Below are 20,204 nucleotides of genomic sequence, written 5' to 3'. Positions count from 1 at the left end.
TTCAAGAAGTCCAAGACCGGTACGTACCTGTCGATGGGTACCACCGTGTTCGGCGCCCTCGGCGTGATCAAGCAGGTCAAGAAGGCCCGCACCGAGCACGACACGCTGAAGCTCGTCGACGCCGTCGTGTCCGCCGCCGCCATCGTCACCGGCCTCGCGATCCTGTACCGCGAGCTGAAGCGCCTGGGCGACGACGACGTCCTGCTGGGCTGAGAGGGAAAGTTTCACCGTGACCACCTTCACCGAACTGCTGTCGTACGAGGACGCTCTCGCCTCGTTCGACCCCGTCATGGGCCTTGAGGTCCATGTCGAGCTCGGCACCAAGACCAAGATGTTCTGCGGCTGCTCGACCGAGCTGGGCGCCGAGCCCAACTCGCAGACCTGCCCCACCTGCCTCGGTCTGCCCGGCTCGCTGCCCGTCGTCAACGCGATCGGCATCGAGTCGGCCATCAAGATCGGCCTCGCGCTGAACTGCGAGATCGCCGAATGGTGCCGCTTCGCCCGGAAGAACTACTTCTATCCGGACATGCCGAAGAACTTCCAGACCTCCCAGTACGACGAGCCGATCGCCTTCAACGGCTACCTCGACGTACAGCTGGAGGACGGCGAGATCTTCCGCGTGGAGATCGAGCGCGCCCACATGGAGGAGGACACCGGCAAGTCGCTGCACGTCGGCGGCGCCACCGGCCGTATCCACGGCGCGTCCCACTCCCTGCTGGACTACAACCGCGCCGGCATCCCGCTCATCGAGATCGTCACCAAGCCGATCGAGGGCGCGGGCGAGCGGGCCCCCGAGGTCGCCAAGGCGTACGTCGCCGAGCTGCGCGAGGTCATCAAGGCCCTCGGCGTCTCCGAGGCCCGCATGGACAAGGGCCAGATGCGCTGCGACGTGAACCTGTCGCTGCGCCCGACCCCCGAGTCGGAGTTCGGCACCCGCAGCGAGACGAAGAACGTCAACTCGCTGCGCTCCGTCGAGCGCGCGGCCCGCTTCGAGATCCAGCGCCACGCGGCCGTGCTGTCGTCCGGCGGCACGATCGTGCAGGAGACCCGGCACTTCCACGAGGAGGACGGCTCCACCACCGCCGGCCGCATCAAGGACAACGCCGAGGACTACCGGTACTTCCCGGAGCCCGACCTGGTCCCCGTCGCCCCGGCCCGCGACTGGGTCGAGGAGCTGCGCGGCGGCCTGCCCGAGATGCCGCGCGTGCGCCGCAACCGGCTCCGCGAGGACTGGGGCGTGGGCGAGCACGACATGCAGTCGATCCTCAACGCGGGCGCGGTGGACTCCATCGTCGCCACGATCGAGGCGGGTGCCGACTCGACCGCCGCGCGCAAGTGGTGGATGGGCGAGCTGGCCCGCAACGCCAACGAGCAGGGCGTCGTCGTCGACGAGCTGCCGATCACCCCGGCGCAGGTCGCGCGCGTCGCGGCCCTGGTCGCGGCCGGCGAGCTGAACGACAAGCTGGCCCGCCAGGTCCTGGAGGGCGTCCTCGCCGGCGAGGGCACCCCGGACGAGGTCGTCGAGAAGCGCGGCCTGAAGGTCGTCTCGGACGAGGGCGCGCTCGGCGCGGCCGTGGACGAGGCCATCGCGGGCAACGCGGCCATCGCGGACAAGATCCGCGGCGGCAAGATCGCGGCCGTCGGCGCCCTGGTCGGCGCGGTCATGAAGACCACCCGCGGCCAGGCCGACGCGGCCCGCGTCAAGGAGCTCATCCTGGAGCGCCTGGGCGTCTCCGAGTAGTTCCCCGCGGTAGTTCCCCGCACGGCCGCGACGGCCCCGCACCGGTATCCGGTGCGGGGCCGTCGCGCGTCCCGGGCCGCTCCCGGCTCAGCGGGTCAGTTGCGGTGCCGCGATGACGACGGTGCCGTTGTCGCAGCCCATGTCCACCTTGACGCGCAGCCGCAGCGCGCCGGTCACGTCCACCGACTGCGTGGCCGGCTTGCCGAGCTCGACCAGCTCGGAAAAGGCCGCGGGCTTGCCGTCGAGCGTGATGCTGACCCGCCCCTTCTCGTGCGTGGAGCCGTCGTCGATCCCGGCGGTGAACTCCAGGTGCTTCCACTCGCGGTTGAGGTCGAACTCCGTGATCGCCTCGTCGTTGCAGTCGGGCTGAGCGATGAAGGCCGCCCCGTACTGCTTGGTGTTGATCTTCGCGGCCCCGACGCTGAAGTTGCCCAGCCCCGAGATGGGCGTCAACAGGGTCAGGTCGGCGGCCTTGATGTCCGCCGCCACGCCGCCCGGCTGGGTACCGCCGGCGGTGGGGCCGGGCGTCGCCCCGGTGTCCGGACTCCCGCTCCCGCTCCCGCTCCCGCTCTCGCTCGGCGAGGGGCTGGGCGTCGGGGACTCCGCCTCCGGCACGGCCGCGTCGGAGGCGGAGCTGCCGCCCTTGCCGCCCGAGGCCTGGTCGCCGCCCTTGTCCTTGTCCAGCAGCCGCACGCCGAGCACGGCGAGCGCCGCGATGACCAGGACGGCGGCCACCGAACCCAGGACGAGCCCGGCCCGCCGCTTCCTCGGCGCGGCGGGCCCCGGGGGCGGGGATTCGTGCAGCGGGTACGTCGGCCCGTACCCGGCGGGCACGTGCTGCGGCTGCGGCTCCGGCTGCACCTGGAGCTGCGGCTGTGCGTCCTGGGTCGGCGGGGACGGGGGCGGGGAGTGGACGGGGGAGTAGGCGGGGGTGTGGACCGGCGTGTGGACCGGCGGCGGGCTCGCGGGTTGCGGAGGCACCACGGGCTTCGCCGGGACCGGCGCCGGGACCGCGTCCTGCACCGCCCGCTGCGAGGTCGAGGAGGTCGTGGACACGACCGCGTGCCGTACGTCCTTCATCCAGCCGGCCAGGCTGACGGGCCGTTGCGCCGGGTCGCCCGCGTAGACGGCGGCGATCCGGGCGCGCCGCTCGGCGTCCAGCACCGCGATCTGCGGCAGCGCCGCCATCGCCCGGGCCAGCTGCTCCGGGGAGTTGGGCGGGGACTCACCGCTCAGCAGGAAGTACGCGATCGCTCCGAAGGCGTAACGGTCCGCCGCCGGGGTGCGCTTGCCGTCGAAGACCTCGGGAGCCGCGTACCCCGGGGTGAACCACACCTCCGCCGTCTGGTGGTCGGCGGTCAGCTTGCTCAGTCCGAAGTCCACCAGCGTGGCCTGCCCGTGGCCGTCGACCATCACATTGCCGGGTGACAGGTCACCATGGATCACCTGGCGTCCGGACGGCGTGGCCTTCCCCGAGTGCAGCCAGTCCAGTACGTCGGCGAGCTGCTCCAGCGTCCGCATCACCTCGCGCCGCTCGGCGGCGGTGGCGAGGTTCCGTTCGGCGCGCCAGTCGCGCAGGTCGAGCCCGTCGACGTGGTTCATCACGAGGACGAGGGCCCGCCCGGTCAGCGTCCCGGACTCCCCCGACCGGTGGATCGGCGGCCCCTCGAAGTGCTCCCGGACGCCGACGACGCCCGGGCGGTGCACGAAGCGCAGGAGCTCGGCCTGCTCGTTCCACTTGCGGCTGATCCGGTCGAACTCGTCGGGCGTGATGGTCGTCTTGGAGTCGAGCACCTTGACGACCACCGGTTCGCTGCCACCCGCGAGCTCGATCTCCGCGAGATAGAGCACGGCCTCACCGCCGCGCCCGATCGACCGGAGCAGCCGGTACCGGTCTGCTGCCGCATCCGGCCCGATGTGCAGATTCTGGCTGGTCAATTTCCCCCCAGCGCCGATGCTTTGAGTGGGCATCAGTCTGGCGTGGCCTGAATCACACGGTCAATCGGAACGGTCAGTTTGCCCCGGGGTGGAAGAAGACGAGGCGGGCCCGCTTCGCCGGCAGGTACACCTCGGGCAGGTCGATCTCCGGGAGCTCGACCTCCGGGCCGAGCTCGAAGCCGCTCCGCGCCAGGCGGGCGATGGCCTTCTCGTTGCGGGCGTCGGGCTCCGCGACGATCCGGCGGGTGGTCCCGTCCGAGAGGACGTAGGAGAGGAAGGCCCCGATCAGGCCCGCGCTGAAGCCGCGTTCGGACCCACCCCGCGCCGGACCGATCATCAGGTGCACGCCGGTGTCACCGGGCAGGACCTCGTAGCACTCGCTGATCCGGTCCTCGGCGCAGTCGTACGTCTGGAACAGCCCGACGGGCTCCCCGTCGCGGCGCGCCAGGAACGCATGGTGGGTCGTGCGGCGGTCTACGTCCTCGTAGATCTCCCGGACGAGCTCGCGGCTGGCCTCGCGCATGCCCCAGAAGCGGGCCCTCTCCTCGCTGACCCAGGAGTGGATCAGCGCGGCGTCGGCGGCCGGGTCGACGGGGGTGAGGGTGACCGTGCCGACGCCCTCGACGCGCTGGGAGTACACGGGCTGCCGGGCGCCGGGGGTGGAGGCGGACGCGGACGCGCTGCTGCTGGTCATACGGATTCCTTGGTGAGACGGGTCCAGTCGGTGACGACGGGGACGAGTTCGCACCGGGCCCAGTACGGGAGCTGGTCGCGGTGGTGGGGTGATCCGGTGACGCCGTCCGCGCCGAGCGGGACCGCCCAGAGACTGTCCTCGCGGCGGGCCAGGTCCCACACGTAGCGGGCCGCCGAGGCGCGGGCGGTGAGATCGGTGAAACCGGGCACGGTGGAGGTGGCGTTCACACAGTCGTGGTCGCCGCCGAGCCCGGGCCACTGCGCGTCCGGGTCGGGGAGCGCCGACCAGGGCGTGAGGCGGTGCACCTGCGACCACGGGGTGTCGGGGGCGTGCGCCGCGGCGGTCTCCTCCAGGGCGGCGCGTACGTGGGCCGCCCGGTCGAGGGCGGGCAGGAGGGTGGTGGTCAGCAGCCCCTCCAGGGCGTAGCCGACGCGGGGGACCAGGTACAGCCAGGGGTGGAACACCTCGGGGCCGGTCGGCGCCCCCGCCAGCCCGGCGAGGGCGGGATCGGCGGCGAAGCGGCGTACGGTCGCGGTCCGCAGCGCCGAGAAGACGGTGGCGTCGGTGCTCTCGGCGGCCATGTGCCGGTCCCAGGCGAGCAGTCGGGAGCGCAGCGCCCGCGCGGCGGGGGACAGGCCGTCGAGCCCGGGCAGCAGGGCCAGCAGCGGCGCGGCCGAGGCCAGGTAGGTGTCCCGGTGTACGTCGGCCATCGCCTTCGGGGACCAGTCCGCCGAGCCGGAGAGCAGCTCGCGGATGCGGTCGGCGCGGTGCGGGGGCGCGAACTCCACGCCGAGCGGCGAGGCGATGCCGCGTGCGTTGGCCATGACGGCGAAGCCCTGCACGGGCTCGGCGGGGGTCTCGGCCCAGCCCTGCCAGGCGTACCGCGGATCCCAGGCGGGCACCGGGCGCAGCCGGTTGGCCGGGTCGCGCAGCGGGACGGCGCCGGCCACGCGGTGCAGCAGGCCGCCCTCGGCGTCGGCGGCGTGGACGACGTTGACGGGCTCGGCCCAGCCGTCGAGGGCGCGGTCGATGTCGGCCACCGTACGGGCGCGCAGGAGGGCGGGGAGGACGGCGAAGCCGAGGTCGCGGCGGACGCGGGGCGGGTAGCGGAGCGAGAGGGTCTGGTCCGGGTCCGGGTCCTGGTCATGGTCCGGGTCCTGGGACTGGGCCTGGCCCGGGTCCGCCGTTCCGCCGCGGGTGATCACGGGGCCGCGGGCGGTCTCCAGGACCTCGACCTCGACCGGGGCGGCTCCGGCGACGGAGATCGTCTCGGTGTGCCGGTGGACGGGCTCCCAGGCGCCGTCGGGGCCGAGGGCCTCGATGCCGTCGCCGTCGGCGGCGGGGCGCAGCTTTTCGACGTACAGGTCCTGGTAGTCGGCCATGGCGTTGGTGATCGCCCAGGCGGCGCTGCCGGTGTGCCCGAAGTGACCGAGGCCGGGGATGCCGGGGACGGCCAGGCCGATGACGTCGTACTCGGGGCAGGAGAGCCGTATCTGCTGGTACACGCCCGGGTCCTCGATGAACCGGTGCGGGTCGCCCGCGATGAGCGCCGAGCCGGAGCCGGTCCGCTCTCCCGGGACCAGCCAGCCGTTGCTGCCGGCGGTGCCGGGGCCGTCGGTGGCGAAGAGGGTGACGGCCTCGTCGCCGAGGGCGCGGGCCACGCGCTCGCGCCACAGCTTGGTGGCGAACCCGGCGAAGAGGATGTGGGTGGCGATCCAGATGCCGAGCGGGACCCACGGCTCCCAGGGGGTCGGGGTGTGGCCGGTGCGCGCGAACCGCTCGTCGCGGGCGGCGCCTTGGGCGAGGCCGTCGTTGACGCCGTCCACGTAGGATCCGACCCAGGCCGCGGTGCCGGGGTCGAGGGCCTCGTGGCAGCGGCGGGCGGTGTCGGCGAGCCGGGACCGGCGGGCGAACCGGTCCCAGGCGACGGAGTCCGGGCCGAGGAAGGCGGCGCTGGAGCCCTGGGCGCGGTGGCGCTCGACCTCCAGCTGCCAGGCGCGGTCGAGGGCGGTGGCGTAACCCTGGGCGTAGGCGAGGCGGTCGGCGTCGGGGGCGCGCAGATGGGGGATGCCCCAGTCGTCCCGGTAGAGCTCGAACGCGTCGGCGCCGGCGTTGTTCAGAAGGCTCACACTCATCCCCCAGTGCATTAGGTTAGGCTGCCCTAACTGTAGGGGTTCGAGGGGCAAGGGGTGGTCGCACATGGCAGGCGTCGGCAAGGGATGGGAAGGCATGGTCCTGCGGCTGCTGCGCGGCAAGGACTTCACGTTCACGGTCACGGGCGCGGAGGAGGTCACGGAGCACTACCGACGCGTGTACGTGGAGGACGGCGGGCTGCTGGAGGCGGCGGGCGAATCGCTCCACCCGACGATGTGGGTGCGGCTGTGGTTCGACAACGCGGGCAAGCCGCACACGCGGGCGTACACGCTCGTCGACCCGGATCCGCAGGCAGGAACGTTCGCCCTGGAGTTCGCCCTCCACGACGGCCCCGCGAGCGCGTGGGCCCGGGCCGCGAAGGCCGGGGACACCATCGAGGCCACCGTCCAGGGAACCGGCTTCACCGCTCCGGCTCCGGCGCCGGAGCGGCTGCTGGTGATCGGCGACCCGGCCTCCGTCCCGGCGATCAACTCCCTGCTGGACACGTACCCGCAGACCCCGGCGACGATCTGGCTGGAGACGCAGCACGCCTCGGACGCCGACCTCCCGGTACGGCTGGACCCGGCCCGGCACGACATCCGGCGGGTCGGGCGCGCGGGCTCGGCGCTGGTGGAGCAGGTCAAGGCGGAGCTTCCGGAGCTCGTCGCGGACCCGGAGTCGGCGTACGTCTGGCTGGCCTGCGACACGGCGACGACGCGCACGCTGACGGCGTACCTGCGCAAGGACCTGGCCCTGCCGAAGCAGCGCGTGAACGGCCTGGGCTACTGGCGGGCGGCCTGACGGATCGAGTGGCCGGCGGGCCCGTCAGGCTCCGGTGGCGCCGTCGATGGCCTGGCGGAGGAAGTCGGCGTGGCCGTTGTGGCGCGCGTACTCGTGGATCAGGTGGAGCATGACGAGGCGCAGCGAGGCCGCCTCCTTCCAACTGGCCACGTACGCCGTCACGTCGAGGGACTCGGCGGCCGCCTCGATGCGGCGCGCGTGCGCGACCTCCGCCTCCCAGGCGCTGAACGCCTCCTCGCGCGTGGCGCCGGAGGCCTCGTAAGCGGCCTGGAAGTCGTGGGTGTCGGACCAGAGGTGGGGGAGTTCCTCGCCGTTCAGGGTGCGGCGGAACCAGTGCCGCTCGACCTCGCCCATGTGCCGCACCAGGCCCAGCAGGGACAGGGTGGAGGGCGGCATCGAGGGCCGCCGCAGCTCCTCGTCGGTGAGCCCCTCGCACTTCCAGGCGAGCGTGGCCCGGTGATAGTCGAGGAATGCGCGCAGCGTCTGACGCTCGTCGCCGGTCAGGGGCGGCCCTATACGTTCCATCCCGCGATCTTCTCCCAGGGCCTCCCGCCCCCGCTACGGCTTTGCGGTCCAGACGTACGGGACCGTCGTGCCCAGGGTCGCGAAGCCCAGGCGGTCGAGGATCGGGCGGCTGTCGGGGGAGGCGTCGACCTGGAGGTACCGGATGCCGCGGGCCGCCGCGATACGGGCGCGGTGGGCGACCAGGAGGCGGTAGATGCCGCGGCCCCGCCACTGCGGCAGGGTGCCGCCGCCCCAGAGGCCGGCGAACGCGGAGCCCGGTCGCATCTCCATGCGGGCCGCGCTCACCGGGGTGTGCCCGGCCATCGCCACGACCGCCGCGAGGGTCTCCGGCTCGTCCCTCAGCAGGGTGAGCAGCAGGTGCCGGATCGCGGGGCGCGCCGTCCCGAAGGCCCTCGCGTGGACGTCCATCATCAGGTCGACGCCCGCCTCGTCCGTCACCGTCCGCAGGGTGATCCCCTCCGGCGGTTCCGCGGGCAGCGAGGCGAGCTCGTCCACCCGTCCCACCATCAGGGTCTCGGCGGGCTCGGGCACGAAGCCCGCCGCGCGCAGCCGGTCCCCGAGATCCGCCGGCCGGTCGTGTCCGTACAGCTTCCACTCGAACTCGCCGGCCCCCTGCCCCGCGAAGTACGCCACCTGCGCCGCGATCTCCGCGTCCGCCGTCCCCGCGTCGAGGTCCGACCAGAGCACCCCGTTCCACCCGGGACCGGCCGCGGTCTGCCGTACGACCGCCCCCGCATGTTCCACCCGGGCTCCCGCGGTGTCCGGCAGCGCGTCGCGGCGCATCTCCCGGTCGTACGCGGCCCGTACGTTCGCCAGTTCGTCGGCATCCATCGTCATCGGCCCAGCTCACCAGCCGTCGGCACCGCCGCACAACTGCATTAGCCTCACCCCCGTGAACGACGACTCCACCTCCACGGCCCCCACCACCCCCGCCGACTCCGTCTACACCGGCAAGGCCGCCCCGGACGCCGCCACCGACCGCGGCTGGCTGCTCGGCCACTTCAAGGACCCCGCCGATCCGCGCCACAGCAAGGACGTGGAGATCAAGTGGGGAGTCCACCCGAAGGGCGACGAGCGGGCCCAGTGGGTGCGGGGCGAGGAGCGCACCGCGCTCCAGGTGCTGATCAGCGGCCGCTTCCGGCTGGAGTTCCCGGGCCGGACGGTCGTCCTCGCCGAGCAGGGCGACTACGTCGTCTGGGGCCGGGGCGTCGACCACTCCTGGTACGCCGAGGAGGACGCGGTGGTACTCACCGTCAGGTGGCCCTCCGTCCCTGGCTACCGGGCCGACGAGCCGGACGGTCAGTCGAACGGCCCGTCGGGCGGATGACCTTGGTCCCGTACCGCCCGCGCCCCTGTGACGATGCACACGAAACGGGCCAACGATCACGAAACGCTGGGATCGTCGCGGTGTAGACCATCTTGGCCGATCCCTGGGCGATCCCCCGGGCCGTCGGCCGGGCCTTCACGAGTTCTAGCGTTCTTTGCGTCGGGCAGCCCCGGTAAAGATCCGAACCACCAGGGAGCACGTCCGTTGGCAGTGATCGCACGCTGGTGCCTGCGCCACCGCCTGGTGGCCGTCCTCCTCTGGCTGCTCGCCCTCGGCGGCACGGCCGTGGCCGCGGGGACCGCCGGATCGGCGTTCTCCAACGACTACGAGGTCCCCGGCACCGAGTCCAGCCGCGCCAACGCCCTCCTGCGCGCGGGCTTCCACGGCCAGGGCGGCGACACCGACACCGTCGTGTGGCGGGCCCCGGACCATCAGAGCGTCCGTACTCCCGCCGTCGAACAGCGGATGACCAAGGCCCTCGACACCATCGCCGTTCTCCCCGGCGTCGGTTCGGTCGCCGGCCCGTACGGCGCCGGCCCCGAGAGCGCCGCGCAGATCAGCGCCGACGGGCGGACCGCCTATGCCGTGGTGACGTTCGACCGGCAGGCCGACTCCGTACCCAAGGCGCAGGCCAAGGCCGTCGTCGACGCCGCGAAGAACCCCACCACCGAGGCGGACGGACTCCAGGTCGAGCTCGGCGGCCGGGCCGTCGCCCTGACCGAGGCGCCCACCGCCCACCTCGCCGAGGTCATCGGCGTCGCCGTCGCGGCGCTGGTGCTCTTCCTCGCCTTCGGCTCGCTCGCCGCGAGCCTGCTGCCCATCGCGACCGCCCTCGTCAGCGTGGGCACCGCGTACTTCGGCATCACCCTGCTCGGGCACGCCATGCCCGTCGCCGACTTCGCCCCGATGCTCGGCACCCTCGTCGGGCTCGGCGTGGGCATCGACTACGCGCTGTTCATCGTGACCCGGCACCGCAAAGGCCTGATGCGCGGCCTGCCGGTCGAGGAGGCCGCCGAGCGGGCCGTCGCCACCACCGGCCGGGCCGTCGTCTTCGCCGGGGCCACCGTCTGCATCGCGCTGCTCGGCATGCTGGTGCTGCGGCTGAACTTCCTGAACGGCGTCGCGATCGCCGCCTCCCTGACAGTGGTGCTGACCGTCGCCGCCTCGGTCACCCTGCTCCCCGCCCTCCTCTCGTACATCGGCATGCGCGCCCTCTCGCGCCGCGAGCGCCGCAGGCTCGCCGCCGAGGGCCCGCGGCCCGAGACGCCCACCGGGTTCGCCGCCCGCTGGTCGGCCTTCGTGGAACGGCACCCCAAGCTGCTCGGCATCGTCGCGACGCTGGTCATGGCGGTCCTGGCGCTGCCCGCCCTCTCGCTCCACCTGGGCACCTCCGACCAGGGCAACAACCCGGCGGGCTCCACCACCCGGCAGGCCTACGACCTGCTCGCCGACGGGTTCGGGCCCGGCGTGAACGGCCCGCTCACCGTCGTCTCCCGCCTCGACGGCGCCGGGGACCGGCTCGCCGTCGACCAGCTGGCCGAGGCCCTCCGCAGGACCGACGGCGTCGCCGCCACCGGCCCGGCCGTCTTCAACCGGAGCGGGGACACCGCCGTCCTGACCGTCATCCCGGGCTCCGCCCCGCAGTCCCGGGCCACGAGCGAGCTCGTCACGACGCTGCGCGAGAGCGTCATCCCGGCCGCCGGGCAGGGCAACTCCATGACCGTCCACGTCGGCGGCGTGACCGCGGGCTACGACGACTTCGCCGACGTCATCGTCGGGAAACTGCCACTGTTCGTCGGGGTGGTGATCACCCTCGGCTGCGTCCTCCTGCTGCTGGCCTTCCGCTCCCTCGGCATCCCGCTCAAGGCGGCCGCCATGAACGTCGCCGCCGTCGCCTCCTCCTTCGGCGTCGTCGTCGCGATCTTCCAGTGGGGTTGGGGCAGTGAGCTGCTGGGCCTGGGCAGCGCCGGTCCGATCGAGCCCTTCCTGCCGGTGATCATGGTGTCGGTCCTCTTCGGGCTGTCCATGGACTACCAGGTGTTCCTGGTCAGCCGGATGTACGAGGAGTGGCTGGAGACCGGCGACAACCGGCGGGCCGTCCGGGTCGGCCTCGCCGAGACCAGCCGGGTGATCAACTCGGCTGCGGTCATCATGATCGCGGTCTTCCTGGCCTTCGTGCTCAGCGGCGACCGGATCATCGCGATGTTCGGCATCGCGCTCGCCTCGGCCGTCGCACTCGACGCCTTCGTGCTGCGCACCCTCCTCGTCCCGGCGCTGATGCACATGCTCGGCGGCGCCAACTGGTGGCTGCCCGCCTGGCTGGACCGCCGGCTGCCCAAGATCAGCATCGAGCCCCCGGAATGCCGTTCGCGTGCGACACTGCCCGCGCAGCGGCCCGCCGCGGATCCCGCCACGAGCGAGGACGGCGCCGAGCCCGCCCCGGCGTCCCGGTGATCCGGCAACCCGCCGTATGAGACCCAAGGAAGAACCCGCATGTTCTCGATAGACCTCGCCGACGACGCCCAGCTGTTTCCGCTGGAGGTCCGGCACGCCGAGGAGTTCCTGGCGCACATGGACCGCGGCCGCGCGTTCATCGGCGAGCACATCGTCCTGGCCGACATCGTCACCGACCTCGACTCGGCGCGCGGATTCCTCTCCTCGTACGCGCAGAAGACGGCCGCCGACGGCGGGCGGCTCTACGGCATCCGGGTCGGCGGCACCCTCGTCGGCGGGGTCCTCTTCCGGATCTTCGAGGCCGACTCGGGCAACTGCGAGGTCGGCTGCTGGCTGGAGCCCGAGGCGGCCGGGCGGGGCCTGGTGACCAGGGCCTGCCGCGTCCTGATCGACTGGGCCTTCCGGGAGCGCGGCATGCACCGCGCCGAGTGGCACGCGTCCGCCGCCAACCGGAAGAGCCTCGCCGTCGCGGAGCGCCTCGGCATGACCCGTGAGGGCGTCCTGCGCGAGAGCTACCCCCACCGCGGCGTCCGCCAGGACACCGAGATCTGGGCGGTCCTCGCCCACGAGTGGCCGCCGGCCCCCACCGCCTGACACGACCCGCCGCGGCCCCGGTCCGGGGCCTGCGGCCGACCCGGTCCGAAGGTGCCGGGGCCTTCTCAGAAACCTCTCAGACAAGCCGCCTACGGTGCCCCGCATGGACACCACGAAGACCGCCGACCCGACCGCTCCCGAGGCGGACACCGCCGAGCCCCAGGCCACCGAGGCCGCCGAGGCCAAGGCCGACCTCAAGGACGCCCCCGCCGCGGAGAGCGCCGAGGCCCCCGAGGCCGACCTCTCCGACGAGGACCTCGAGGACGAGCTCCACGACGAGCTCGACGAGACGGAGCAGCGGTCCGAGGGCGTCGGCGCCGCGGCCTCCGCCGTCGTCGCGGCCGGGCTCGGGCTCGTCGCCCTCAGCGGAAGCTGGGTCTCGCGCGTCATAGCCGAGCGCCAGACCCTCGTGGGCCAGATCGAGTCGGTCAACGCCGCCACCACCGAGGCGAAGATCGAGGCCCTGTACGGCGACGCCTGGCACATGACCGCCCTCGTCAACGGCGTCCTGTCCACCCTCGCCCTGCTGCTCGCCGTCTTCGTGCTGGCCCGCCCCGCCTTCGGCGCCCCCGGCCGCACCCTCCCCACCTGGGTCCGCGCCGTCTCCTGGGCCGCCGTCGCCCTCGGCGCCCTCGGCGTCCTGCTCTTCGGCCTCATGTACTTCGACATCCTGGCTCCCCTCCCGAAGGCCGCCTAGGACCTCCAGCCCCCTGCCTAGGACCCCCTCCTAGGCACTCCCGGCCCGACCCGGGGTCCTTCGGCTGCGGCCTAAGGACCCCTGTCCCGTACAGATGCGGCATGCGCCCGATGTGCCGGCACCCCCTGGGACGCGAATCTTGGATCACACCGAACGAGGTGCCGAGAGAAGCGAACCAAGGAGTACGAGATGTTCGAGTACGAGATCGCCACCGCCCGCCGCGCCGACCTCATCCGTGAGGCCGACCGGTACCGCCTGGTCCAGGAGGCCAAGAAGGCGCGCCGCGCCTCCTCGCGCAGCCAGGAACCCGAACGGCAGGTGAGAGGGCAGCGGAGCCGCTTCACGCGCGCCGCGTGACCCGCGCCGCGGACCGTGTGGACTGACACGTGACGAGAAGCGCACTGCCGACGAGTGCCGCAGGCCAGGACTCCTGTGCGATGCTCGGCGACGTGGAGACCAGATCTGTCAGCCCGGTGTTCGTCGGCCGAGCCGACGAACTGGCCGTACTCACCGACGCATTGGCCCGAGCCGAGGGCCGCGAGCCGCAGGCGATGCTCGTCGGGGGCGAGGCCGGGGTCGGAAAGACCCGCCTCACCGAGGAGTTCCTCTGCGAGGCGGCCCGCCGCGGCGCGGTGGTGGCCGTCGGAGGCTGTGTGGAGATCGGGGCGGAGGGCCTTCCCTTCGCCCCCTTCTCGACGGCCCTGCGCACCCTGCACCGGCAGCTCCCGGGAGAGTTGGCGGCCGCGGCCGCGGGCCAGGAGGACGAACTCGCCCGGATCCTTCCCGAACTCGGCGACACCCCCCGCGGACCGCACGACGAGGAGAGCACCGCCCGGCTCTTCGAACTGACGGCCCGGATGCTGGAGCGGCTCGCCGCCGACCGCACCGTCGTCCTCGTCCTGGAGGACCTGCACTGGGCGGACGCCTCCACCCGGCACCTGCTCTCCTACCTCTTCCGCACCCTCGCGAGCGGCCGGCTCGTCGTCGTCGCCACCTACCGGGCCGACGACGTCCACCGCCGCCACCCGCTGCGCCCGCTGCTCGCCGAACTCGACCGGCTCCGCACCGTCCAGCGCATCGAACTGCCCCGCTTCAACCGGGCCGAGGTGCGCCGCCAACTCGCCGGCATCCTCGCCTCGCAGCCCGACGAGGCCTTCGTGGACTCCGTGTTCGACCGCTCCGACGGCAACGCCTTCTTCGTCGAGGAACTCGCCGCCTGCAAGAGGAGCGGCTGCCAGGCGGGACTCACCGAGTCCCTGCGCGACCTGCTGCTCGTCCGCGTCGAGGTGCTGCCGGACGCCGCCCAGCGCGTGGTGCGCATCGTCGCCGAGGGCGGCTCCACCGTGGAGTACCCGCTCCTGCGCGCCGTCGCCGGGCTCACGGAGGACGAGCTGATCGAGGCCCTGCGAGCCGCCGTCGGCGCCAACATCCTCCTCGCCACCCCCGACGGGGACGGCTACCGCTTCCGCCACTCGCTGGTCCGCGAGGCCGTCAGCGACGACCTGCTGCCCGGCGAGCGCGCCCGCGTCAACCGCCGCTACGCCGAGGCGATGGAAGCCGACGACACGCTGATCCGCGCCGAGGAGCGGGTCATCCGGCTGGCCAGCTACTGGTACTGCGCCAACGACGCGGCCAAGGCGCTGCCCGCCGTCCTCGCCGCCTCGGTCGCCGCCCGCCGCCGGCACGCCTACTCCGAGCAGCTGAGCCTGCTGGAACGGGCGTTGGACCTGTGGGAGAGCGCGCCGGAGGAGATTCGCGAGGCGCTGCGCCCGGTGGACTACACCGATGTGTACCCTCCGTGCGGCTGCGACCCGGCCACCACCCCGCTGAAGCGGCTCGACCTGCTGGCCGAGGCGACCGTCGCCGCCCGCTTCGGCGGCGAGCGCGAGCGCGCCCTCAAGCTCACCAAGACGGCGCTGCGGCTGCTGGAGGACGACCGGGACCCGCTGCGCGCCGCCTGGTTCTGGACCGAGCGCTCCCGGCTCGTCTCCAGCCTGGCCCGCGGCGACGGCTGGGAGGAACTCGCCAAGGCCCAGGAGCTCGTCAAAGGGCTGCCCCCGTCCCAGGTGCACGCCGAGGTCCTGGTCCGGGCCGCGGGCTGGGGCATGCTCCACAACCCCGGCCCCGGCAACCTCGAAGCCGCGGAACGCGCCGCCGCCTACGCCCGCATGGTCGGGGCCGAGGAGATCGAGCTCAACGCCCGGATCACGGTGGGCTGCCTGCTCACCGACTCCGGCGACGCCGAGCGCGGCCTCGCCGAGATGTTCGCGGTCTGCGAGCGGGCCACCGAACTGGGACTCGTCATGTTGGCGGGACGTGCACATATCAACCTCACCTCTCAGCTGGAAAGCATGGGCCGGTCCCGCGAAGCCGTGGAACTGGCCGAACAAGGGGTCGAACTCGTCAAGAGGTCACGGCTGCTGGACACCGAGGCCTGGCTCAGCGGGAACATGGCGGAGAGCCTGTACAGCCTCGGCCGCTGGGACGAGGCCGCCGAAGCCGCCCAGCGCGGCCTGAGTGTCGGCCAGAGCGCCGCCCCGCGCGGCTCCGCCTCCGCACGGCTGTCCTACCTGGCCCTGGCCCGCGGCGAACTGACCGAGGCGACCGGCCGGCTCGCCGCCGCCCACGCCCACTTCGGCACCCACGACAGCCAGCCCCAGCACCGCATACCGCTCTACCGCCTCGCCGTCGGCCTCGCCGCGGGCCAGGGCCGGATCGCCGACGTCCGCGCGGAGATCACCGACGCGCTCGCCCACGGCTTCCCGCTGGGCCACCACCGCTACGCCTGGCCGTTGCTGCTCGCCGCCGCCTCCGCCGAGGCGGACGCCCGCGGCCTCCCGGTCGCCGACGCCGGCCGCGAAGCCGCCCTGGACGTGCTCCGCGCCGCCGCCCGCGCCCTGGCCACCCCCGTGCCCGTGTGGGCCGCCCACGCCGAGTTCTTCCGGGTGGAGCTGGAGCGGGCCGAGGACCGGGACACCGCCGCCGACTGGGCCGGCCTCGAGCAGGCCATCCGCCCACTGGAACGGCCGTACCTGCTGGCCCGCGCCCGCCACCGGCTCGCCGAGGCCCTGCTGGCCTCCGGCGGCGACCGCGAGCCCGCCGCCGCGCTGCTCCGCGAGGCCTACGCCACCGCGGACCGGCTCGGCTCCCGCAGGCTCCGCGAGGACCTGGCCCTGCTCGCCCAGCGCGCCCGGCTCCCGCTCACCGGGCCCGACGCGCCATCGGCCCCGCCCGCACCGGCCCCCGACCCCGTCGAGGCCCTGGGCCTGACCAGCCGCGAACGCGACGTCCTGCGCCTGGTCGCGGCGGGCAACAGCAACCGCCAGATCGCCGAGGAGCTGTTCATCTCCCCGAAGACGGCCAGCGTGCACGTCTCGAACATCCTGGCCAAGCTGGGCGTCGCCGGCCGCGGCGAGGCGGCCGCCCTGGCCCACCGGCTGCGGCTGTTCGGGCCCCTCACTCCCGCGGGGACGGCTCCGCCGGGCGTATGAGCACCTTGCCGGAGTCCAGGTCTATCGGACCGCGTCCCGGATCGCCGTCGTTCACGTCGGTCCGGGACAGCTCCAGCCGCTTCTTCTCCTCGTCCGTGTGCTTGCGTCCCGGGTTGAAGAGCTCCTCGATCATGTTGAACACCGCGCCCACCGTGCCTTTCGCCCCCCACCAGGGCTCTGTCGGTTACCGCACCGTCAGTGTCAGGATCCTGTCGTCGCCCGCCTCCGGCGAGCCGCGCCCGTCGGTCTCGCTCGTGACCAGCAGCAATCTGTCCCCGCCGAGGGCGATCACCGTGCGCAGCCGGCCGTACTTGCCCGTCAGGAAGGCCTCCGGCTCGGCGACCGGCTTCGCCCCGGCCAGCGGGATCCGCCACAGCCGCTCGCCCTTCAGCCCGGCCATCCACACCGAGCCCTGCGCCCAGGCGATCCCGCTCGGCGAGGCCTCGTCGGTCTTCCACACGGCCACCGGATCGCGCAGGCCCGGCTTGCCGGCCTTCCCCTCGGCCTCCGGCCAGCCGTAGTTCGCGCCGGGCTCGATCAGATTCAGCTCGTCCCAGGTGTTCTGGCCGAACTCGGCCGCCCACAGCCGTTTGTCCTTGTCCCAGGCCAGGCCCTGCACATTGCGGTGCCCGTAGGAGTAGACGACCGAGTCGGCCTCGGGATTCCCGTGCACCGGCTGCCCGTCCGGGGTCATCCGCAGGATCTTGCCGCCCAGCGACTTCTTGTCCTGCGCCAGCCCGGTGTCGCCGGTCTCGCCCGTCCCCGCGTAGAGCATCTTGTCCGGGCCGAAGGCGATCCGGCCGCCGTTGTGGATCAGCCCCTTGGGGATGCCCCGGAACACCGTGTCCGGCGCGCCCAGTTGCTGGCCGGGATCCCGCTGCTCGTCGTACCGCATCCGGGCGATGCGGTTGTCGGACTCCGTCGTGAAGTACGCGTACACCATCCGGTCCGAGGCGTACGAGGGCGACAGCGCGAGCCCCAGCAGCCCGCCCTCGCCGCCCGGTGCCACCCCGGGCACCTTGCCGATCTGCGTCACCGTGCCCGTGGCCGGCGCGACCCTGCTGATCGTCCCCTTGTCCCGCGAGGCGACCAGCAGGTCCCCGTCGGGCAGCGGGGCCACGCCCCACGGGGACTCCAGGCCCTTGGCGACCTCGCCCGCCACCGTCACGGAGCCCTTGGCCGGCGGCGCGGCCTCCGTGGAAGCGGACGGGGAGCCTGCTGGACCGGACCCCGGTGCGGCGGGTGACGCACCGGGTGGTGACGTGCCCGGCTTGGCGGCGGGGGAGCCCGCCGGTGCGCAGCCCGCTGCGAGCAGAGCCCCGCATCCCGCCAGGGCGAACGCCGCCAGCACTCCGCGGGTCCGGGTGCGCGGGCCCCCGTACCCCTTGTGTGTCTGTCCGTATCGCATCGTCCTGCTCCCCTCCGGTCGGCGATCGCGCCTTTCACCTGTCTCAACAGCTGCGGCACTTCCCGAAGTTCCGGCGCTCGTACACCCGATCGAGTGGTTGTCCGGGCTCTGCACCGGGGTCGCTCCCCGGCCCCCGCCGACGCTCAGTCCCAGGCTCCCACCGCCGCCGGAAGCGCCGCGATCTCGGCCAGGTCCCCGCCCGTCAGCCGCAGCCGGGCCGCCCCCGCGTTCTCCGCCGCCCAGTGCGCCCGGTCGGCCCCCGGCACCGGCACCACCTGCGGCCCCTGCGCCAGCACCCACGCCAGCGCCACCTGCGCCGCCGTCACCTGCGGCCCGAGCCGCCGCGCCACCCGCCGCAACCCCGCCACCAGCACCTGGTTCGCGGCCATCGACTCCGCCGTGAACCGCGGGTGCCGGGCCCGCACGTCCTCCCACTCGAAGCCCTCGCCCGGCCGGAGCGTCCCGGTCAGGAACCCGCTGCCCAGCGGCATCGCCGCCAAGAACCCCACCCCGCGCGCCGCGCACCACGGCAGCAGCCGCCGCACCGCCTCCGGGGACCACACCGACAGCTCCGCCTGCACCGCGCTCACCGGGAACACCTGCTGGACCCGCTCCAGGTGGCCCAAGGTCACCTCGTACGCCCGGTCCCCGCGCCGCCCGGCCCCCGGCCCGGCGCCCGCCCCCAGCGCGCAGAACCCGAGCGCCCGCACCTTCCCGGCACCGACCAGCTCCGCCATCGCCCCCCAGGTCTCCTCGACCGGGACCTCCGGATCCACCCGGTGCAGCTGGTAGAGGTCTATGACGTCCGTCCGCAGCCGCCGCAGCGAGGCGTCGCAGGCCCGCCGCACGTATCCGGGCCGCCCGTCCGCCACCACGTGCTGCTCGCCCGCCCGCAGCCCCACCTTGGCGGACACGAACGCGTCCGCCCGCCGCTCCCGCAGTATCCGCCCCAGCAGCAGCTCGTTGGTGAACGGCCCGTACATGTCGGCGGTGTCCAGCAGGTTCGCCCCGAGGTCCAGCGCCGTGTGCACCGTGGCCAGCGACTCCGCCCCGCGGCGCCGCGCGGGCGCGTACGCCCAGCTCATCGGCATGCACCCGAGCCCGATGGCGCCCACCGTCAGCGCCCCCGCCCCGATCGACCTGCGCTCCACCCGTGCGTCCCCCTCCCGGTCCGGAAACAAACTAACGGCTTGATCAGGATCCGTTGGCCTTGGCATAGCCTCCTGGTCATGGATGCAAAGACTGCGGACGTCTGGCTGCCCTTCCCCGCCGAGGAGATCGAGGGCCTTCCCGACGCCTTCACCTACCGCCGGTGGGACGGCGAGGACACCTTCCCGGCCGATCCGGCCGCCTGCGTCTTCTACGTCGCCCCGTACATGAAGTCCGCCGAGGTCACCCTGCGCCCGCTGGCCGGCATGCCGAAGCTCGAAGTCGTGCAGACGCTGACCGCGGGCATGGACCACGTCCTGGGCGGCCTCGACCTGATGCGTCCCGGCGTACGGCTGTGCAACGCGCGCGGCGTCCACGAGGCGAGCACCGCCGAGCTGGCGCTCACCCTCACCCTCGCCTCGCTGCGCGGCATCCCGGGGATGGTGCGCGGCCAGGACCGCGAGGAGTGGCGCTCCGGCTTCTACGACGCCCTCGCCGACAAGTCCGTACTGATCGTCGGCTACGGATCGATCGGCGCGGCCATCGAGGACCGGCTCGCACCCTTCGAGTGCGCGCGGGTGGTACGGGTCGCACGCTCGGCGCGCACCACCACGCGCGGGCCCGTGCACGCTCAAGCCGAACTGCCCCGGCTGCTCCCCGAGGCCGACGTGGTGATCCTCTCCACTCCGCTGACCGACGCGACGCGGGGTCTGGCGGACGCCGCGTTCCTCGCCCGGATGAAGGACGGCGCCCTGCTGGTGAACGTGGCGCGCGGTCCCGTCGCCGACACGGGCGCCCTGCTGGCGGAGCTGGAGTCGGGCCGGCTGCGCGCGGCGCTCGACGTCACCGACCCGGAACCGCTGCCCGCCGGCCATCCGCTCTGGCATGCTCCGAATGTCCTGATCACGCCTCACGTGGGCGGCAGCAGCACGGCGTTCGCGCCGCGGGCCAGGCGCCTGGTGGCCCGCCAGCTCCACCGGTTCGCCGCGGGGGAGCCCGTGGAGAACACGGTCCTGATCACCGACTGACGCGCAGCGCGCACGCACCGCATTCGTCCGGACGCACACGGTGGCACCAACTCCCCACGTGGTAACGGAGAGTAGACCATCTATGTCCCTGAGTGACGAAAGTGGTGTATCGTCCGGAACAAGGGGCTGCAGCGCTTTCGTCTGGCGCTGGGGAGTGATCGGACACTTTGGGGGGCGACGGGCGATGCACGGCCAATGGACGAAGGATCCGATGCGGCACAGCC

18 protein-coding genes are annotated in these 20,204 nt (G+C 73.3%); 10 read left to right on the top strand and 8 right to left on the bottom strand.

What is annotated here, in order from left to right; translation table 11 throughout:
* Nucleotides 1-33: 33 nt before the first annotated feature.
* Both ACIQU4_RS01020 and gatB read left to right on the top strand, forming a co-directional pair.
* A complete protein-coding gene (locus ACIQU4_RS01020; RefSeq protein ID WP_403725894.1) occupies nt 34-213 on the top strand; it encodes a hypothetical protein in 180 nt (59 codons plus the stop codon).
* Between the two features lie 16 nt (nt 214-229).
* Nucleotides 230-1,741 (top strand): Asp-tRNA(Asn)/Glu-tRNA(Gln) amidotransferase subunit GatB, encoded by a 1,512-nt coding sequence (gene gatB / locus ACIQU4_RS01015; RefSeq protein ID WP_403724180.1) that lies wholly within the window; start codon nt 230-232, stop codon nt 1,739-1,741.
* A gap of 87 nt (nt 1,742-1,828) precedes the next feature.
* Here the strand turns inward: gatB and ACIQU4_RS01010 are convergent, their stop codons facing one another.
* The 3 genes from ACIQU4_RS01010 to ACIQU4_RS01000 form a co-directional block, all read right to left on the bottom strand.
* Nucleotides 1,829-3,679 carry a protein kinase gene (locus ACIQU4_RS01010; protein ID WP_403724178.1) on the bottom strand — a complete coding sequence of 617 codons (1,851 nt, stop codon included), beginning with the start codon at nt 3,677-3,679 and terminating at the stop codon, nt 1,829-1,831.
* A 73-nt stretch (nt 3,680-3,752) separates the two neighbouring features.
* Nucleotides 3,753-4,373 (bottom strand): GNAT family N-acetyltransferase, encoded by a 621-nt coding sequence (locus tag ACIQU4_RS01005; protein WP_403724175.1) that lies wholly within the window; start codon nt 4,371-4,373, stop codon nt 3,753-3,755.
* Nucleotides 4,370-6,508, bottom strand: a complete 2,139-nt coding sequence (locus ACIQU4_RS01000; protein ID WP_403724173.1) for a penicillin acylase family protein — start codon at nt 6,506-6,508, stop codon at nt 4,370-4,372. The genes ACIQU4_RS01005 and ACIQU4_RS01000 overlap by 4 nt, the downstream gene beginning before the upstream one ends.
* 64 nt (nt 6,509-6,572) lie before the next feature.
* Between ACIQU4_RS01000 and ACIQU4_RS00995 the strand changes: the two genes are divergently transcribed.
* A complete protein-coding gene (locus ACIQU4_RS00995) occupies nt 6,573-7,307 on the top strand; it encodes a siderophore-interacting protein (RefSeq protein WP_403724170.1) in 735 nt (244 codons plus the stop codon).
* A 24-nt stretch (nt 7,308-7,331) separates the two neighbouring features.
* On the opposite strand, the gene ACIQU4_RS00990 is transcribed toward ACIQU4_RS00995, so the two are convergent.
* Both ACIQU4_RS00990 and ACIQU4_RS00985 read right to left on the bottom strand, forming a co-directional pair.
* Nucleotides 7,332-7,832 carry a DinB family protein gene (locus ACIQU4_RS00990; protein ID WP_403724167.1) on the bottom strand — a complete coding sequence of 167 codons (501 nt, stop codon included), beginning with the start codon at nt 7,830-7,832 and terminating at the stop codon, nt 7,332-7,334.
* A gap of 33 nt (nt 7,833-7,865) precedes the next feature.
* A complete protein-coding gene (locus ACIQU4_RS00985; RefSeq protein WP_403725891.1) occupies nt 7,866-8,663 on the bottom strand; it encodes a GNAT family N-acetyltransferase in 798 nt (265 codons plus the stop codon).
* 61 nt (nt 8,664-8,724) lie between these two features.
* Between ACIQU4_RS00985 and ACIQU4_RS00980 the strand changes: the two genes are divergently transcribed.
* The 6 genes from ACIQU4_RS00980 (at nt 8,725) to ACIQU4_RS00955 (ending at nt 16,395) form a co-directional block, all read left to right on the top strand.
* Nucleotides 8,725-9,159: a signal peptidase I gene (locus ACIQU4_RS00980; protein WP_403724164.1), complete on the top strand. Its 435-nt coding sequence runs from the start codon at nt 8,725-8,727 to the stop codon at nt 9,157-9,159.
* Between the two features lie 204 nt (nt 9,160-9,363).
* Nucleotides 9,364-11,613, top strand: coding sequence for an MMPL family transporter (locus tag ACIQU4_RS00975; protein ID WP_403724162.1), 2,250 nt, complete (start codon nt 9,364-9,366; stop codon nt 11,611-11,613).
* A gap of 39 nt (nt 11,614-11,652) precedes the next feature.
* A complete protein-coding gene (locus ACIQU4_RS00970; protein WP_403724159.1) occupies nt 11,653-12,207 on the top strand; it encodes a GNAT family N-acetyltransferase in 555 nt (184 codons plus the stop codon).
* 103 nt (nt 12,208-12,310) lie between these two features.
* Entirely contained in the window at nt 12,311-12,904 is a 594-nt protein-coding gene (locus tag ACIQU4_RS00965; RefSeq protein WP_403724156.1) for a hypothetical protein, read from the top strand.
* 189 nt (nt 12,905-13,093) lie between these two features.
* Nucleotides 13,094-13,261 (top strand): hypothetical protein, encoded by a 168-nt coding sequence (locus tag ACIQU4_RS00960; protein WP_385581221.1) that lies wholly within the window; start codon nt 13,094-13,096, stop codon nt 13,259-13,261.
* An 80-nt stretch (nt 13,262-13,341) separates the two neighbouring features.
* The gene (locus ACIQU4_RS00955) at nt 13,342-16,395 is read left to right on the top strand and encodes an AAA family ATPase (protein ID WP_403725888.1); all 3,054 of its coding nucleotides are present in this window, start codon (nt 13,342-13,344) and stop codon (nt 16,393-16,395) included.
* On the opposite strand, the gene ACIQU4_RS00950 is transcribed toward ACIQU4_RS00955, so the two are convergent.
* From ACIQU4_RS00950 to ACIQU4_RS00940, 3 genes are all read right to left on the bottom strand, one after another.
* Nucleotides 16,361-16,528 (bottom strand): DUF6191 domain-containing protein, encoded by a 168-nt coding sequence (locus tag ACIQU4_RS00950; RefSeq protein ID WP_385581397.1) that lies wholly within the window; start codon nt 16,526-16,528, stop codon nt 16,361-16,363. The two genes, ACIQU4_RS00955 and ACIQU4_RS00950, sit on opposite strands and share 35 nt — an antisense overlap.
* 51 nt (nt 16,529-16,579) lie before the next feature.
* A complete protein-coding gene (locus ACIQU4_RS00945) occupies nt 16,580-17,803 on the bottom strand; it encodes a PQQ-dependent sugar dehydrogenase (RefSeq protein ID WP_403724152.1) in 1,224 nt (407 codons plus the stop codon).
* Nucleotides 17,804-17,946: 143 nt separating this feature from the next.
* Complete coding sequence (locus tag ACIQU4_RS00940; protein WP_403724149.1) at nt 17,947-18,954, bottom strand: aldo/keto reductase; 1,008 nt, start codon at nt 18,952-18,954, stop codon at nt 17,947-17,949.
* Between the two features lie 78 nt (nt 18,955-19,032).
* Here ACIQU4_RS00940 and ACIQU4_RS00935 point away from each other — a divergent pair, with 78 nt between their 5' ends.
* Complete coding sequence (locus ACIQU4_RS00935; RefSeq protein ID WP_403724146.1) at nt 19,033-19,980, top strand: 2-hydroxyacid dehydrogenase; 948 nt, start codon at nt 19,033-19,035, stop codon at nt 19,978-19,980.
* Nucleotides 19,981-20,204: the final 224 nt, after the last annotated feature.

This window comes from Streptomyces sp. NPDC090741, from assembly GCF_044769045.1.
Taxonomy (GTDB): Bacteria; Actinomycetota; Actinomycetes; order Streptomycetales; family Streptomycetaceae; genus Streptomyces.
The sequence above is the reverse complement of the archived record's forward strand: the minus strand, read 5'-3'. Positions and strand labels throughout refer to the sequence as shown.